At 61.5% G+C, this 14,423-nt stretch carries 13 protein-coding genes; 9 read left to right on the plus strand and 4 right to left on the minus strand.

The genetic code is table 11. From position 1 onward, the window contains the following. Position 1 precedes the first annotated feature (1 nt). The 4 genes from fabA to E4P00_RS26660 form a co-directional block, all read right to left on the minus strand. Positions 2-517 carry a 3-hydroxyacyl-[acyl-carrier-protein] dehydratase FabA gene (fabA, locus tag E4P00_RS26645; protein ID WP_003210552.1) on the minus strand — a complete coding sequence of 172 codons (516 nt, stop codon included), beginning with the start codon at positions 515-517 and terminating at the stop codon, positions 2-4. Positions 518-766: 249 nt separating this feature from the next. Beyond that, complete coding sequence (locus E4P00_RS26650) at positions 767-2,668, minus strand: ATP-binding protein (RefSeq protein ID WP_078820726.1); 1,902 nt, start codon at positions 2,666-2,668, stop codon at positions 767-769. Next, the gene (locus E4P00_RS26655) at positions 2,665-3,594 is read right to left on the minus strand and encodes an ABC transporter substrate-binding protein (RefSeq protein ID WP_078820727.1); all 930 of its coding nucleotides are present in this window, start codon (positions 3,592-3,594) and stop codon (positions 2,665-2,667) included. The genes E4P00_RS26650 and E4P00_RS26655 overlap by 4 nt, the downstream gene beginning before the upstream one ends. A gap of 1 nt (position 3,595) precedes the next feature. Further along, a complete protein-coding gene (locus tag E4P00_RS26660) occupies positions 3,596-5,719 on the minus strand; it encodes a TonB-dependent receptor (RefSeq protein ID WP_005786612.1) in 2,124 nt (707 codons plus the stop codon). A gap of 193 nt (positions 5,720-5,912) precedes the next feature. On the opposite strand from E4P00_RS26660, the gene E4P00_RS26665 reads away from it, so the two are divergent. The 9 genes from E4P00_RS26665 (at position 5,913) to E4P00_RS26705 (ending at position 14,274) form a co-directional block, all read left to right on the plus strand. Beyond that, positions 5,913-6,938 (plus strand): NAD(P)H-dependent glycerol-3-phosphate dehydrogenase, encoded by a 1,026-nt coding sequence (locus E4P00_RS26665; RefSeq protein ID WP_005786614.1) that lies wholly within the window; start codon positions 5,913-5,915, stop codon positions 6,936-6,938. A 10-nt stretch (positions 6,939-6,948) separates the two neighbouring features. Continuing rightward, a complete protein-coding gene (locus E4P00_RS26670; protein WP_032877083.1) occupies positions 6,949-7,296 on the plus strand; it encodes a DUF4389 domain-containing protein in 348 nt (115 codons plus the stop codon). Continuing rightward, positions 7,293-7,748: a phosphohistidine phosphatase SixA gene (gene sixA / locus E4P00_RS26675; protein WP_032877082.1), complete on the plus strand. Its 456-nt coding sequence runs from the start codon at positions 7,293-7,295 to the stop codon at positions 7,746-7,748. The genes E4P00_RS26670 and sixA overlap by 4 nt, the downstream gene beginning before the upstream one ends. Positions 7,749-8,340: 592 nt before the next feature. Beyond that, entirely contained in the window at positions 8,341-9,990 is a 1,650-nt protein-coding gene (locus tag E4P00_RS26680) for an AMP-binding protein (RefSeq protein WP_078820735.1), read from the plus strand. A gap of 30 nt (positions 9,991-10,020) precedes the next feature. Then, complete coding sequence (locus tag E4P00_RS26685; protein WP_032877080.1) at positions 10,021-10,464, plus strand: hotdog fold thioesterase; 444 nt, start codon at positions 10,021-10,023, stop codon at positions 10,462-10,464. A 97-nt stretch (positions 10,465-10,561) separates the two neighbouring features. Further along, positions 10,562-11,365 (plus strand): alpha/beta hydrolase, encoded by an 804-nt coding sequence (locus tag E4P00_RS26690; RefSeq protein WP_078820737.1) that lies wholly within the window; start codon positions 10,562-10,564, stop codon positions 11,363-11,365. Beyond that, on the plus strand, positions 11,362-12,216 hold the full coding sequence (locus E4P00_RS26695; protein WP_216090967.1) for an alpha/beta fold hydrolase: 855 nt from the start codon (positions 11,362-11,364) through the stop codon (positions 12,214-12,216). The genes E4P00_RS26690 and E4P00_RS26695 overlap by 4 nt, the downstream gene beginning before the upstream one ends. Positions 12,217-12,318: 102 nt before the next feature. Next, positions 12,319-13,137, plus strand: a complete 819-nt coding sequence (locus E4P00_RS26700) for a DUF4892 domain-containing protein (protein ID WP_148852271.1) — start codon at positions 12,319-12,321, stop codon at positions 13,135-13,137. A 72-nt stretch (positions 13,138-13,209) separates the two neighbouring features. Further along, positions 13,210-14,274 carry an AI-2E family transporter gene (locus E4P00_RS26705; RefSeq protein ID WP_005786630.1) on the plus strand — a complete coding sequence of 355 codons (1,065 nt, stop codon included), beginning with the start codon at positions 13,210-13,212 and terminating at the stop codon, positions 14,272-14,274. Positions 14,275-14,423 lie beyond the last annotated feature (149 nt).

A 14,423-nucleotide genomic window follows, 5' to 3' on the forward strand; every position in this document is an offset into this window, starting at 1 on the left:
CTTAAAAGTTGTCAGTGGAAGTGAATACGCCGACCCGAAGGCCTTCGGCAGTATAGATCTCGCGACCGTCGACAGTCACCGAACCGTCGGCGATGGCCAGGTTCAGCTTGCCCTTGAGGACGCGCTTGATTTGAATGTTGTAGGTGACTTTCTTGGCGGTCGGCAGGACTTGGCCAAAGAACTTCACTTCGCCCGAACCCAGGGCGCGACCGCGGCCCGGCAGGCCTTGCCAGCCCAGGTAGAAGCCGACCAGTTGCCACATGGCGTCGAGGCCCAGGCAGCCTGGCATCACAGGGTCGCCTTCGAAGTGGCAGGCGAAGAACCAGAGGTCCGGGGTGATATCCAGCTCGGCGACCAATTCACCTTTGCCGTACTTGCCACCTTCTTCGCTGATATGGGTGATGCGATCCACCATCAGCATGTTCGGGGCGGGCAGTTGCGCGTTACCTGGGCCGAACAGCTCACCGCGACTGCAGCGCAGCAGGTCTTCCCGAGTAAAGGCGTTTTGTTTGGTCATGCGAGCTCCTCAATAATCCCATGCGGCTGGGTTGGGCAAATCTTCCCGAACCGAATGAAGCGTTCATGCCTCATAGCGGCAGCCTACACATAGACTATTGCGTTGTAGTGAAAGTCACAGCGGCAAGGCACTGAATGTACACTTGTTCACTGAAATTTTAAACCGGACCTGTTTATCGGCCCGTTCGGGTGCCTAAGACTGCCGCACTTTCGTCTTTCACGCCAGTCGCAGTTGGTTGATGGCGCGGCGCTATTGCACCCAGCGTTGCAGGATTTGCTGCAAATCCGTGCGTTTGAACGGCTTGGCCAGGTAATCGTTCATTCCGGCTGCCAGACAGGCTTCGCGGTCGCCCTGCAAGGCATTGGCCGTCAGGGCGATGATCGGCAGATCGGCGCAGCCAGGCAGTTGGCGAATCTGGCGAGTGGCTTCGTAGCCGTCGATCAATGGCAGCCGGCAATCCATCAGGATAGCAGTGAAGATCAGGCTCTCGGCGCTGCGGATCGCCTCGGCGCCGTCGGTGGCCAGGCTGACTTCAAAGCCCAGGCTGCGCAGCATTGCTTCGACCACGGTACGGTTGACCGGGTTGTCTTCCACCAGCAATACGTGGCGTCCTTCGCCGGCACTGGCCTTGCCGAGGGCGTCGGGCGTAATGGCCTGTACTTGTTGCTGATCGATGGCCAGCGGGATTTCCAGGGTAAACACCGAGCCCCGGCCTTCTTCGCTTTGGGCCCGCAAGGTGCCACCCATGCGTTCGGCCAGGGTGCGGGCGATGGGCAAGCCCAGGCCAGTCCCGCCGTAGCGTCTGGAAATGGAGCTGTCGGCCTGCTGGAACGCATCGAACATCAGCTCCAGGCGTTCGGCGCAAATACCGATACCGCTGTCGCGCACGGTGCAGGTGAACCACACCAGTTCGTGGTCCAGGGTTTGCCAATGGGGCTCGACAGTCACGCTGCCGCGTTCGGTAAATTTCAACGCATTACCGATCAGGTTTACCAGGATCTGCCGGATCCGCGTCGGATCGCCTCGCACCCGTAGGGCCTCCATGCCCGCAGGAATCGGCAGCTCCAGGCTCAGCCCGCGTTGCTGGGCACTGTGCTGGAAGGCTTGGGCGCAACTGTTGATCAGGTCGGCAAGGTTGAACGCAATATGTTCCAGTTCCAGGGCGGCGCGCTCAATGCGTGAGAAGTCGAGGATGTCGTTGATCACCTTGAGCAGGTGCTCGGTGGACTCGGAGGCCAGCGCCGCGTACTCGGTCTGTTCGGCAGTCATGTCGGTGGTTTCCAGCAGTTGCAACATGCCCAGCACGCCGTTCATGGGCGTGCGCAGTTCATGGCTCATCATCGCCAGGAAATCCGATTTGGCATTGTTCGCGCGCTCGGCCTCCTCGCGGGTCTGGATCAACTGGGCCATGGCTTGTTGCTGCTCGCGACTGGCCTGGTTCAGGCCTTCGGCCAGGTTGTTGATATGCCGCGAAAGGTCACCCAGCTCCGAGTCATCGACAATCGGTAGCGGGGTTTTGTAATCGCCTTGCTGGATAGCCTTGACCGCATGGCCCATCGCGCTTATTGGTTGCGACAGGCTTGCCGCCAGGCGTCGTGCCAGCAGGAAGGTAAACAGCAAGGCGAACAGCGCCAGGATCCCGGCCTTGAACAGGATTTCCTGCTGGCGCTGGCTGAACGCGTCATTGGACATGCCGACAATCACCCGCCCCAGGTAGTCGGCTCGGGGTGCCTTGGGTTCGTTGAGGTTGTCCTGGAAAAAGTCATTGTTGAGCTGGATGTGTTGCAGGCGGATTGGCGCCTGGAACACTTTCACGGACAGCGAGCGGTCATGTCTTTCCGACGGCTGCTCGACATACACCAGAATGTTTTCGGCGCTGTTCTGAATTTCCAGGAAGCGCACGTGAGGCGTGGCCAAGGTCGCACGCAGCAGCGCTTCAAGCACATCGTTGTTGCCGGAAATCACTCCATACTCAGTCGCGGGCGCCAGTTGGTTGGCGATCAATTGGCCGGTGTGGTCCAGCTCCTGGCGCAAATCCTGGATCCGTACGAAGGTAAAGAAGCTGATCAACAGCAGGGTCAACAATAACGCGGGGCCCAGGGTAATGAGCTGGGTGCGGGTGTTGATATCCCAACGGCGACGCAAGGTCATGGGCGTTTCTCTCCTTCGGCCAAGCGGGCGGCGACGGCGGTTTCATCAACCTGTTCGATGCCCAGTGAGCGCGCGACTTGCGGGTTGCCCACGACTTTGAAGTGTTGCGGGTACAACGTGTGCGGCCAATTGGCCGGCGGGTGATCCAGCAGGCGGTCGAGCACGGCAAGCCAGTCGGGCTGATCGCTGTAGGTGCTGGCCAGGCTGCCGGCCCGGACAAACCCGGCATTGGGCCCTATCAGGGGCAGTTGCTGGGCGTAGCTGCTCAGCAACAGGTTCTTTACCGTTTTGGGGTTGTACAGTTGCGGGTCGTCAAGGCCGAGCAGCACATCGCTGTTCTTGAACAGGGTTTGCAGCGGGCGGCTGTCACTGGTGTTGTCCCAGAGCTGAGGCACGATTTCCAGGCCCAGGGGGGTGGCAAACCGGATCAGCTCGCGCAGCAGGAATTCACTGTCGGCACCGTAAAGCACACCGATGCGTCGTGCCTGCGGCAGGGTGTCGGCGATCAGGCGCAACTGACGCTCCAGCGGCGGGTCGCTCCATAGCAGGCTGATTTTGGCCGGGTGCGTATTACCCAGGCGTTGCCGCGCCTGCAGGCGGCTGATGCGCAGCACCAGGGTCGGCGGTCCCTGGGTATCCAGCAGGCGCCAATCGAGGCTGGGCAGGTCCAGGAGGATCAAGCGAGTGCCGGCGGGCAACTGGCTCGGTGTCGGCAAGTCCTTGAGCGGGGTGAAGCTGACCCGGTCGTCGGGGCGCTGCTGGGCAAGGGCCTGGGTGAAGGCTTGCACCCCGGCGCCGTCTTCGGCAGCCGTCAGCAGGATATCGGCACTCCACGCCGGCACCGCCAGCAGCAGGCACGCGAGCAGCACGCCACGGCGCCACAATCGTGAAAGCAGCAAGAGGGTCATCCGTGACTGATCGGCCATGTCAGAAGTCCAGCTCGGCGCTGAAGTAGAGAACGTGACGATGGTCGTAATTATTGTCGGCCCAGGTGGTGGGCTGGTCATCAAGGCGTTGCTGCAACATGCCGGCCAGCTCCACATTGGTTTTGCCCACGGCAATGCGTTTGGCTACCCGCAGGTCGACCCGTTGGAAGCGATACTGGTTAAGAGCGTCGTCGCCATAGTAGAACAGGGCGCTGGACCACCCCTGGCCCCACTCGCGCAGCCAACCGGCCGAGCCGCTGTTGCGCGCGGTTTGCGCCTTGTCCCGTGGGTTGCTGGAAGTAGCGTCGACATAGGCGTAGGTCAGGCGCAGGCGGTCGGTGTTGCTCATGCGCCAGTCGAACTGTGATTCGGCACCGGTAAAGCGCGAGCTGTTGGCGTTGCTGGCGATGTATTGGTTGTTGCGCAGCGGCGAGCTGATCATGTCGGTGATTTCGTCATAGAACAGCTTCACGTCGACATTCAGCCCCAGGTCGGCAAAGAACCCGTTGTAGCCCAGTTCTCGGGAGCGCATCAACTCTTTGTCGAGGTCGCCAGGGCCGCGCGTCACGACAAAATATTGCCCGGAGTTTTGTCCGTAGGCCGGGGAGCTGAGGTTGTTGACGCGGTAGCTCCAATTGACGTTGTTCTCGAACATATCCGGCGAGCGGATCGCCTCGGAGTAAACCGCCCGCAACCCGTGACGCGGGTTGATCAGGTAATTGACCGCCACACGCGGCGTCAGTGAGTCGCCGCTCAGGTGACTGTCTTCGTACATGGCGCCACCCTGCAGCAGCCAGTGTTCGCTGGCCCGCCATTCCAGATGCCCGAACAGGCGCCAGGTGGTGTCGTCCAGGGTTCCATTGAAGTAGGTGTCCGAGTCGGCGCGGTCATAGCGATAGTTGATGCCGCTGACCAGGCGCAAGCTGTCGGAGAGGCTGAAGGTGTCCTGGATCTCCACGTCGTAGCGGCTTTCGCGGGTGCTTTGGTCGATATCGCCGCAGACGGTGTCCTTGCCGCCGTGGTTTTTCCATTGATCCAGCACCTGGTTGGCCAATGCCTGCTCGGCGGCGCTTCCCGGGGGTGGAGAGCCTTGGCTGTAGGTGTCCATGTGCCGCGCCAACAGTTCGGCATAGTTGGGGTTCAGTTGCCACAACTGGGTCAGCTGCGGGCTGAACGAGACCTTGGCATCACAGGCTTTCCAGACCTGTCGGCGGTCCCATTGCTGGGCTGAACCCTGGATATACAGACTGTGATCGGGATTGAAGTCGAAATTCCAGCGCAAAGAGCCAGCGTAGTCCTTGGCGACAACATCGGAATTGCTGCCGCCTTCGCTGATCCCGTCAAACACCGGGGTGTAGGTATAAGGGCGCTGATTGGTGCCTTCCTTGGCATTGAGTTGCCAGTCGATACTTTGTTGCGCGTTCAGCGTCTGGCTCACTGCCAGGCTGAAACGGTTGAGACGGCGACCGTCACGGCGGTCGGCGCCGACCGCGTCGCTGTCAAAACCGTCGTCCTGTTGCCCGGACAGGGATAAGCGCAAATCGCCGGTTTCCCAACCCACGCCCTGGCTGGCATAGAAGTCGTTGATCCCCCGTTCGCCGCGGGTGACCTTCACCCGCGAGCCCTGGCTGTTGGCGGGGGAACGGGTGAGGATATTGACCACCGCCATCAGTGCATTGGCTCCATAGCTGACGGTATTGGGGCCGCGAAATACCTCAATGCGTTCGATATCTTCCATGGCCACCGGGATATCGCTCCAGTCCACCGTGGCCAGGCCGGCGCGGTACACCGAACGCCCGTCGATCAGCACCTGCATCCGCCGCGCATCACTGGCGCTGGTGCCGTGGTAGTTGACCGACGCCTGGTTGCCGGTGGTATAGCCGACCATCATCCCGGGCACCAGGCGCAGCAGTTCGGCGATGTCCCGGGCGCCGCTGGCCTTGATCAGCTCACTGTCGATCACCGTCATGCTGCCGGGCACGGCGGCGGCCGATTGCTTGAGGCGCGTGGCGGTCAACACCTGCGGCAGCGGCTGGCTGTCGAGAAACAGATCGTCAGCCAGGGCAGGTACGCTGCACAACAGCATCAACCATAGAGATGAGCGAGGAGGAGGGCCCAGGTACACGGCACGGCCTTGTTTGACGGATAGCCGCCCATGTTAACTGAGGTGGGGCTATTTGCCAGTCGTCGGACTTGCAATTACTTCGTACAAACGTGGCATTTTCCGACAAGTGCGCGAATTGATACGGGGGCTGGCCGCAAGCCGGGCGGCCCGTATAATGCCGCCATCGCCATTGGTATGGATTAACGGATTGCATATGACTCAACAGCGCCCTATTGCGGTCCTGGGAGGCGGAAGTTTTGGCACCGCCGTGGCTAACCTGCTGGCCGAGAACGGCCACGCCGTGCGTCAGTGGATGCGCGACCCCGAGCAGGCTGAAGCCATTCGCGTGCACCGGGAAAACCCCCGTTACCTTAAAGGCATCAAGATTCATCCAGCTGTCGAACCGGTTACCGACCTGCTGGAAACGCTCACTGCGTGCGACCTGTGCTTCGTCGCGCTGCCCTCCAGTGCGTTGCGCTCAGTGCTGGCGCCGCACGCCGAGCGCCTGGCAGGCAAGTTGCTGGTCAGCCTGACCAAAGGCATTGAGGCCCAGACCTTCAAACTGATGAGTGAAATCCTCACCGAGATTGCCCCACTGGCCCGCATTGGCGTGCTGTCCGGCCCGAACCTGGCGCGGGAGGTGGCCGAACACGCCTTGACCGCCACGGTGGTTGCCAGTGAAGACGACGCCTTGTGTGAGCAGGTACAGGCCGTGCTGCATGGCCGCACCTTCCGGGTCTACGCCAGCGCCGATCGCTTTGGTGTCGAGTTGGGCGGGGCGCTGAAAAACGTCTACGCGATCATTGCCGGCATGGCCGTCGCCTTGGGCATGGGTGAAAACACCAAGAGTATGCTGATCACCCGTGCGCTGGCCGAGATGACCCGCTTTGCGGTGAACCAGGGTGCCAACCCGATGACGTTCCTGGGCCTTGCGGGCGTGGGTGACTTGATCGTCACCTGCTCATCGCCCAAAAGCCGCAACTATCAGGTAGGTTTTGCCCTGGGCCAAGGGCTGAGCCTGGAAGACGCTGTGACGCGTCTGGGTGAAGTGGCCGAAGGGGTCAACACCCTCAAGGTATTGAAGGCCAAGGCCCAGGAAGTGGGGGTGTATATGCCGCTGGTCGCCGGTTTGCACGCGATCCTGTTCGAAGGGCGCACCTTGGAGCAGGTCATCGAGTTGTTGATGCGGGCCGAGCCCAAGACCGATGTCGACTTTATTTCTACCAGTGGTTTCAACTGAGGAACGCGCCATGAACGATCCGAAAGCAGCCCCCAAATATGAGTCGATTGCCTTGCGCATTCTGTGGATGCTGGCGTTTGCGCTGGTGTGGCAGGTGGCGCAATTGCTGCTCGGCGCGTTGGTGGTGGTGCAATTGATTTACCGGCTTGTCTACGGTGCGCCGAACCTGGGCCTGATGAATTTTGGCGATAGCCTCAGCCAGTTCCTGGCGCAGATCGGCCGCTTCGGTAGCTTCCACACCGACCAAAAGCCTTGGCCGTTTGCCGATTGGCCAGCCCCGCGTGCACCCGAAGGCGAAGCCGCCCACAGCGTGCCGCCAGCACCGCACCCGGTGCGTGATGAAGAGCCAAAGCTATGAAGTTGTGGGTTTTGCGCCACGGGGAGGCCCAGGTGCACGCCCGCACGGACGCTGAACGCAATCTTACCGAGCATGGCCGTGCCGAAGTATTGCTCAGCGCTGCGCACCTGATCGGGCAGCCTCTCAGTGCCATCATCGCCAGCCCTTATGTGCGGGCGCAGCAGACGGCTCAATTGGTGCGCGGAGTTTTGGGGTTCGAGCCGGATGTGCGCACGGTGCCGTGGCTGACGCCTGATGGTGATGTTCAGCAGGTGCTGAGGGAACTTGATACTGATGACAACGTGTTGCTGGTCAGCCATCAGCCTTTGGTGGGCAGTTTGATCAGCTTTTTGCAGCATGGGCATCAGCGCCAGCCACAGCCGATGTATACGGCCAGCCTGGCGGAGCTTGAGGGGGATTTTCCGCTGGCGGGTTTGATGAGTCTGGTGGGGGTGAAGAATCCCGAGGCATAAGGGGCGACGCTGGGCCTGTGGCGAGGGAGCTTGCTCCCGTGACGACCTGCCAATCGACGCTTGTCTGCCCGACACTCCATGATCCAACTGTGGGAGCGGGCTTGCTCGCGAAGGCGGCCTTGTAGCCGACGGGGGGCTTGGATCAGACCGAGTACATATCCATTGCTGCGGTAACGGCTGATATTGGTTCCGCTCTTACAGCGGGTCACTTTCGAAAAGCCGGAATGCCGGCCCAGGCGAAAGTAACCAAAGCGCTCTTGCCCCACCACTCGGCACCTCGCCTGGGCTCGGTGTGCCCGTAATCCGCCATGGATTTGGGGGGCCGCCGCCACGCGCCATCCATGGCGCGGGGCGGCTAAAACCGGCATCCCTGCCGGTTTACCCCCCAAATCCCTGTCGAATTCCGGCCAGCGTGGTTTGACGGGGCGCCTAAGATCAAAAGCAGATCAAGAGCAAGAGCGGCTCGCTTCGCATCGTGGTTACGGTTGGCTGTTCTGTGTTCCCTGAGAAATGGTTGGCTTTGTGTGTGCTATACAGTCAGCCAAGCAAGTGCTTGGTTGGCTGTATCTCGGATCACAAAGGAGCGCGTCCCATGCCTGTCGCTTTTCGTTTGCCGTTGCAGGTCTTCTTCGAGCGTGAAGCGCGGCACCCGCGTAAGGTTTTTCTGGTGCAGCCCATTGACGGTGGCGAGGTGCAGACCCTCACCTGGGGCGATGTCGGCCACCAGGCCCGGTGCGCTGCCCACTGGTTGCGTGCACGTGACTTGCCCCAAGGGTCGCACATCGCCCTGATCTCGAAAAACTGCGCGCACTGGATCATCGCCGACCTGGCGATCTGGATGGCCGGGCACGTTTCGGTGCCGCTTTATCCCAACCTCACCGCTGACTCTGTCGCCCATGTGCTGACCCATTCCGAGGCGGCGTTGGCGTTGATCGGCAAGCTCGATGACTGGCCGGCAATGGCGCCGGGTGTGCCAGCGGGTGTGCCAACCATTAGCCTGCCGCTGTGCCCGGCGGGGACGTTCGATTTCAGCTGGGCGGACCTGCAAGCCTGCTCACCGATCCAGGACCACCCCGAACCCCTTGGCTCGACACTGGCCACCATCGTCTACACCTCCGGGACGACCGGTTTGCCGAAGGGTGTGATGCAAACGTTCGGGGCACTGGGCTTCGCTGCCACCCGCGGCACCGAGTTGTTCGGCCTGGGGGAGGGCGATCGGTTGCTGTCCTACCTGCCGCTGTGCCACGTCGCCGAACGCATGTTTGTGGAAATGGCGGCGATCTACACCGGGCAAACCGTATTTTTTGCGCAAAACCTGGATACCTTCCTGCAAGATTTGCGCAGGGCACGGCCGACGGCCTTGTTTGGCGTGCCACGTATCTGGACCAGGTTCCAGTTGGGTGTCTACGCCAAGATCCCGGAAAAACGCCTCGACACCCTGTTACGCCTGCCTTTTATCGGCAAGCGCGTCGGTCATAAAGTGCTCGCGGGACTGGGGCTGGATGCACTGCGTATTGCCCTGTCCGGTGCGGCACCCGTGCCCGAGGCGTTGCTGGGTTGGTATCAGCGCCTTGGCCTGGACGTGCTGGAGGTGTACGGCATGAGCGAAAACTGCGGCTATTCCCATGTATGCCGCCCCGGTGCACAGACGCTGGGTTGGATTGGCCTGCCCTGCCCAGGCGTAGAAGTGCGCATCGACCCATCAGGCGAAGTGCAGGTACGCAGCGACGCGACCATGCTGGGCTACTTCAAGGACCCGCAAAAAACCGCTGAGACCCTTACCGAAGATGGCTTCCTGCGTACCGGCGACAAGGGTGAGCAGGACGCAGACGGTCGTCTGCGCTTGACCGGGCGCCTCAAGGAGATTTTCAAGACCAGCAAAGGCAAATACGTGGCCCCGGCGCCGATTGAAAATCGCCTGGCCGAACATGCACGCATCGAACAGGTGTGTGTAGTCGGCGAGGGGCTTGGCGCACCGATCGGGCTATGCGTGTTGTCGGCACAGGGCCAAGCCCGCCAAACGCTTGAAACCCACCTTGACCACTGGCTGGCACAGGTCAACGCCGGGCTGGATAAACATGAGCGCTTGCGCCAATTGGTGGTGGTGAAAGACAACTGGGCGGTGGAAAACGGCTTTCTCACGCCGACCTTGAAGATCAAGCGCAACGTGATCGAGTCGACGTACGGGCCACATTTGCACACTTGGAGCGAGCGCGCTGAAACCGTTCTGTGGCAGGATTAGGATCGTAATAAAACCAACAAGGACAACCCTATGAGCCTGTGGCGCACCCAACCGAATATCGAACAACTCAACGCGATCCAGAAAAACACCATCGGTGAGTTGCTCGATATTCGTTTCGAAAGCTTCGACGAGCACTCCCTCACTGCCAGCATGGCGGTCGATCACCGCACCCATCAGCCCTACGGCCTGCTGCATGGTGGCGCCTCGGTGGTGTTGGCCGAGAGCGTCGGCTCCATGGCTGCTTACCTGTGCATCGACGCCAGCAAGTTTTATTGCGTGGGCCTTGAGGTCAATGCCAACCACCTGCGTGGCGTGCGCAGCGGGCGGGTGACGGCGGTGGCCAAGGCCATTCATATCGGGCGCACTACACAGGTATGGGATATCCGCCTGAGCAGCGATGATGGCAAGGCCAGTTGCGTCTCGCGCCTGACCATGGCCGTGGTGCCGCTGGGCGAAAACCCGCCGGCACGATAGGCGTGGCGTGAGTGTCATCATTCCTGGCAGTTACAGTCATTGCTGTAGGCGGCCGGTATGGTGACAATCAACCTCTGTTTTTATCGATGGAACCTGTATGTCGCAGCACGTGTTTTTTACCCACGCCAATGGCTTCCCTTCGGCCACCTACGGCAAGCTGTTTGCCGCGCTGGCCCCGGAATATACGGTGGCGCATCTGCCCCAGCACGGTCACGACCCCAGGTTCCCGGTGGATGATAACTGGCAGAACCTGGTGGACGAGTTGATCCACCACCTTGAGCAACAGCCGGAACCCGTGTGGGGCGTCGGCCATTCCCTCGGTGGCGTGCTGCATTTGTACGCGGCCATGCGTTGCCCGCAGTTGTACCGTGGCGTGGTGATGTTGGATTCGCCGGTGCTCACCCGTGCCGACCGCTGGGTGATCCGCGCCGCCAAGCGCTTTGGTTTTATCGATCGACTGACACCGGCAGGACGTACCCTTGGCCGGCGTGAAGAATTCACCGACCTGGACACCGCACGCAGCTACTTCGCCGGCAAAACCCTGTTTCGTGGCTTCGACCCCGAATGCTTTGACGCGTATTTGGAGCATGGCTTGCAGCAAGTCGGCGACCGCCTGCGCCTGCGCTTCGACCCGGCCACCGAAATCAGCATCTACCGGGGCGTGCCGCACACCAGCCCGGGCCAGGTACGCCAGCTGAAAGTGCCACTGGCCGTGGTGCGTGGTCGCCAGAGCCGAGTGGTCATGCGTCACCATGCCAGCGGCGTCGGCCGCTTGCCCATGGGCGAAATGCTCACTATGCCAGGCGGTCATATGTTCCCCCTCGAACGCCCCCAGGACACGGCTGCCTTGATCAAGAACCTGTTCGCCCGCTGGCAAGCCCGCGAGCGCAGTTGCGCATGAGTACACCGGTCGAAGAGGTTCGCCTGAGCCTGGGGCATATCGAATTGGCCGCGCACCTGTTCGGGCCCGAGGATGGCCTGCCAGTGATTGCCCTGCATGGCTGGCTGGACAACGCCAACAGTTTTGCGCGCCTGGCGCCGAAGCTGCACGGGTTGCGCATCATCGCTCTGGATATGGCTGGGCACGGGCATTCGGCCCATCGCCCGGCAGGCGCCGGTTACGCCTTGTGGGATTATGTCTACGACGTGCTGCAGGTGGCCGAACAACTGGGGTTGAAACGTTTTGCATTACTTGGCCACTCCCTGGGCGCCATCGTCTCGCTGGTGTTGGCCGGGGCGCTGCCGGAGCGAGTGACGCACCTGGGTTTGATCGACGGTGTGATCCCGCCGACCGCCAGCGGCGAGAATGCAGCCGAGCGTCTGGGCATGGCCTTGCAGGCGCAACTGAACCTGCAGGACAAGCGCAAGCCAGTCTACAACACCCTCGAAAAAGCGGTTGAAGCGCGAATGAAGGGCGTGGTGGCGGTCAGTCGTGAAGCGGCGCAACTGCTGGCCCAGCGCGGTTTGATGCCGGTACCGGACGGTTACACCTGGCGCAGCGACAGTCGCCTGACCCTGGCATCGCCGATGCGTCTGACCGATGAACAGGCCATGGCTTTTGTGCGTCGCGTCAGTTGCCCGGCGCAGTTGGTGGTGGCGGCTGACGGCATGTTGGCGAAACATGCCGAATTGCTTTCTCAGCTACCCTTCAGCGTTACTACGCTGCCAGGTGGCCATCATTTGCACCTGAATGATGAGTCCGGCGCCGCTCTTGTTGCAGACTGTTTCAATCGGTTCTTCTCCACGCCTTGACTTGGCGGGGTCAACTGCCGAGGCTGGGCGGATTGAAAGGGAGTCAACCATGAACACACTCAACATCGCTGTGACCTCCATTGGCCAGGGCCTATCGATCCGATGAGCCTGGGTAAAGGATGTATCCGTGCCCTTGGCCTTTGCTGTTTCAGCCCCCTGGTGTTTGCCGCCGATGTGCCAGGCAGCCAGGATTTACCTGCCGTGTCCCGCCAGGTTGACGCGCAAATTGTCGACTATCGCCCCGCTGAAGAGAAGGAACGCATCTACCCCATGGGCGCGATCCGCAAGATCAGCGGCCAGTTGCGTTACGAAGGCCAGGCCACCGCGCGCGGCCAGGCCACTGCAATCACCTATGAATTGCCCGCGGAGCACAGCTCCAGCGCCGCCTTTACTGCAACGCGCGAAGCTTTGCAGGCCAAGGGCGCGCAGCTGTTGTTCTGGTGCCAGGCCCGCGATTGCGGCGAGAGCAGCCTGTGGGCCAATGAAGTGTTCGGCAACGCCAAGCTGGTGGGGGCCGACGGCCAGCAGGAATACCTGCTACTGCGCCTGGCCGCCCCGCAGAACAACTCGCTGGTCGCGCTGTACGGCATTACTCGCGGCAACCGACGCGCTTACCTGCATGTGGAGCAACTCGATGCCAGCGCGCCCTTGGGCGATCTGCTACCCACCTCGGCCACCCTGCTGCGAGAGCTCAAAAGCACGGGCGAGCTGGATCTCCCTGCATTGGCCGCCGAGCCTGATGACACCTGGCTGACCTTGATTTCCCGTGGGTTGAACCTTGATACCACCTTGCGCGTGAGCCTGACCGGCCCGAAAGCCGAGGCCTGGCGCCAGGCCCTGGTCGACAAGGGCGTACGCGCCGCACGCCTGGAAACCGGCAGCGGTGACGCTAAGGGTTTGCACCTGCATCTGATACGCTGACCATTACAAGGCGAACGGACCCGTGCCGTTCGCCTAAGCTCTCTTCCTACAGCCTTATTCTCGAGATACCCGATGCTCAATAACGATCGCCTGCTGGTGCAAATCCTGCTGCTGGTGCTGTTTGGCGCCAGCTTCTGGGTCATGGCGCCGTTCTGGTCGGCGCTGTTCTGGGGCGCGGTGCTGGCGTTTGCCAGTTGGCCGCTGATGCGTTTGCTCACTCGCTGGCTGGGCGGGCGGGAGTCTCTGGCCGCCGGCATCCTGACCTTGGGCTGGATGCTGCTGGTGGCGGTGCCGCTGGTATGGCTGGGGTTCAACCTGGCCGACCATGTGCGCGATGCGGTGGCGCTGATTAAAGACATTCAGGTCGACGGCTTGCCCGAGGCGCCGACCTGGTTGGGCTCGATCCCGTTCGTCGGCGAGCGCCTGGTGGCGATGTGGGACAGCATTGACCAACAAGGCGCGGCGCTGATGGTCAGCATCAAGCCGTACCTCGGCCAGGTCGGCAACTGGTTGCTGGCACGCAGTGCGCAAATTGGCGGCGGTATTCTTGAGCTGACCCTGAGCCTGGTCTTCGTGTTCTTTTTCTACCGTGATGGGCCGCGCCTGGCGATGTTTGTGCACCGTCTGCTGGAACGGCTGATCGGTGAACGTGCCGGCTATTACATCGAGCTGGTGGCCGGTACGGTGCAGCGGGTGGTCAATGGTGTGATCGGCACTGCGGCGGCCCAGGCCTTGCTGGCGCTGATCGGCTTCCTGATCGCCGGCGTGCCGGGTGCGCTGGTGCTGGGTATTGTTACCTTCCTGCTCAGCCTGATCCCCATGGGCCCGCCGCTGGTGTGGATTCCGGCCACGGCCTGGCTGGCGTGGAAGGGTGACTACACCTATGCGGTGTTCCTGGGGGTATGGGGTACGTTTGTGATCAGCGGTGTGGACAACGTGCTCAAGCCGTATCTGATCAGTCGTGGCGGTAACCTGCCGTTGGTGATTGTGCTGCTGGGGGTGTTTGGGGGGTTGATCGCCTTTGGCTTTATCGGGCTGTTTATCGGGCCGACGCTGCTGGCGGTGGCGTACAGCCTGTTGACGGACTGGAGCGCTACCCAGGCGCAAGTGCGTCGTGACGACAAGCCGTGTAATTGAGGGGCTAGGCATCAGGATGTGATGTGACGCGGCACCTGTGGGAGGGGGCTTGCTCCCGATGGCGGCCTCAGGGCCGGCCAGGATGCTGGATCCGACTGAGTACATATCCGTTATTTGGGTAACGGCTGATATTGGTTCCGCTTTTACAG

The sequence above is a fragment of the Pseudomonas sp. B329 genome, from assembly GCF_023127835.1.
Classification (GTDB): Bacteria; Pseudomonadota; Gammaproteobacteria; order Pseudomonadales; family Pseudomonadaceae; genus Aquipseudomonas; species Aquipseudomonas synxantha_A.

Excerpts from the sequence above, each read along its gene's own strand:
- fabA (WP_003210552.1), bottom strand. The coding sequence starts at position 517 with ATGACCAAACAAAACGCCTTTACTCGGGAAGACCTGCTGCGCTGCAGT.
- E4P00_RS26650 (WP_078820726.1), bottom strand. The coding sequence starts at position 2,668 with ATGACCTTGCGTCGCCGTTGGGATATCAACACCCGCACCCAGCTCATT.
- E4P00_RS26655 (WP_078820727.1), bottom strand. The coding sequence starts at position 3,594 with ATGGCCGATCAGTCACGGATGACCCTCTTGCTGCTTTCACGATTGTGG.
- E4P00_RS26665 (WP_005786614.1), top strand. The coding sequence starts at position 5,913 with ATGACTCAACAGCGCCCTATTGCGGTCCTGGGAGGCGGAAGTTTTGGC.
- E4P00_RS26670 (WP_032877083.1), top strand. The coding sequence starts at position 6,949 with ATGAACGATCCGAAAGCAGCCCCCAAATATGAGTCGATTGCCTTGCGC.
- sixA (WP_032877082.1), top strand. The coding sequence starts at position 7,293 with ATGAAGTTGTGGGTTTTGCGCCACGGGGAGGCCCAGGTGCACGCCCGC.
- E4P00_RS26680 (WP_078820735.1), top strand. The coding sequence starts at position 8,341 with ATGCCTGTCGCTTTTCGTTTGCCGTTGCAGGTCTTCTTCGAGCGTGAA.
- E4P00_RS26685 (WP_032877080.1), top strand. The coding sequence starts at position 10,021 with ATGAGCCTGTGGCGCACCCAACCGAATATCGAACAACTCAACGCGATC.
- E4P00_RS26690 (WP_078820737.1), top strand. The coding sequence starts at position 10,562 with ATGTCGCAGCACGTGTTTTTTACCCACGCCAATGGCTTCCCTTCGGCC.
- E4P00_RS26695 (WP_216090967.1), top strand. The coding sequence starts at position 11,362 with ATGAGTACACCGGTCGAAGAGGTTCGCCTGAGCCTGGGGCATATCGAA.
- E4P00_RS26700 (WP_148852271.1), top strand. The coding sequence starts at position 12,319 with ATGAGCCTGGGTAAAGGATGTATCCGTGCCCTTGGCCTTTGCTGTTTC.
- E4P00_RS26705 (WP_005786630.1), top strand. The coding sequence starts at position 13,210 with ATGCTCAATAACGATCGCCTGCTGGTGCAAATCCTGCTGCTGGTGCTG.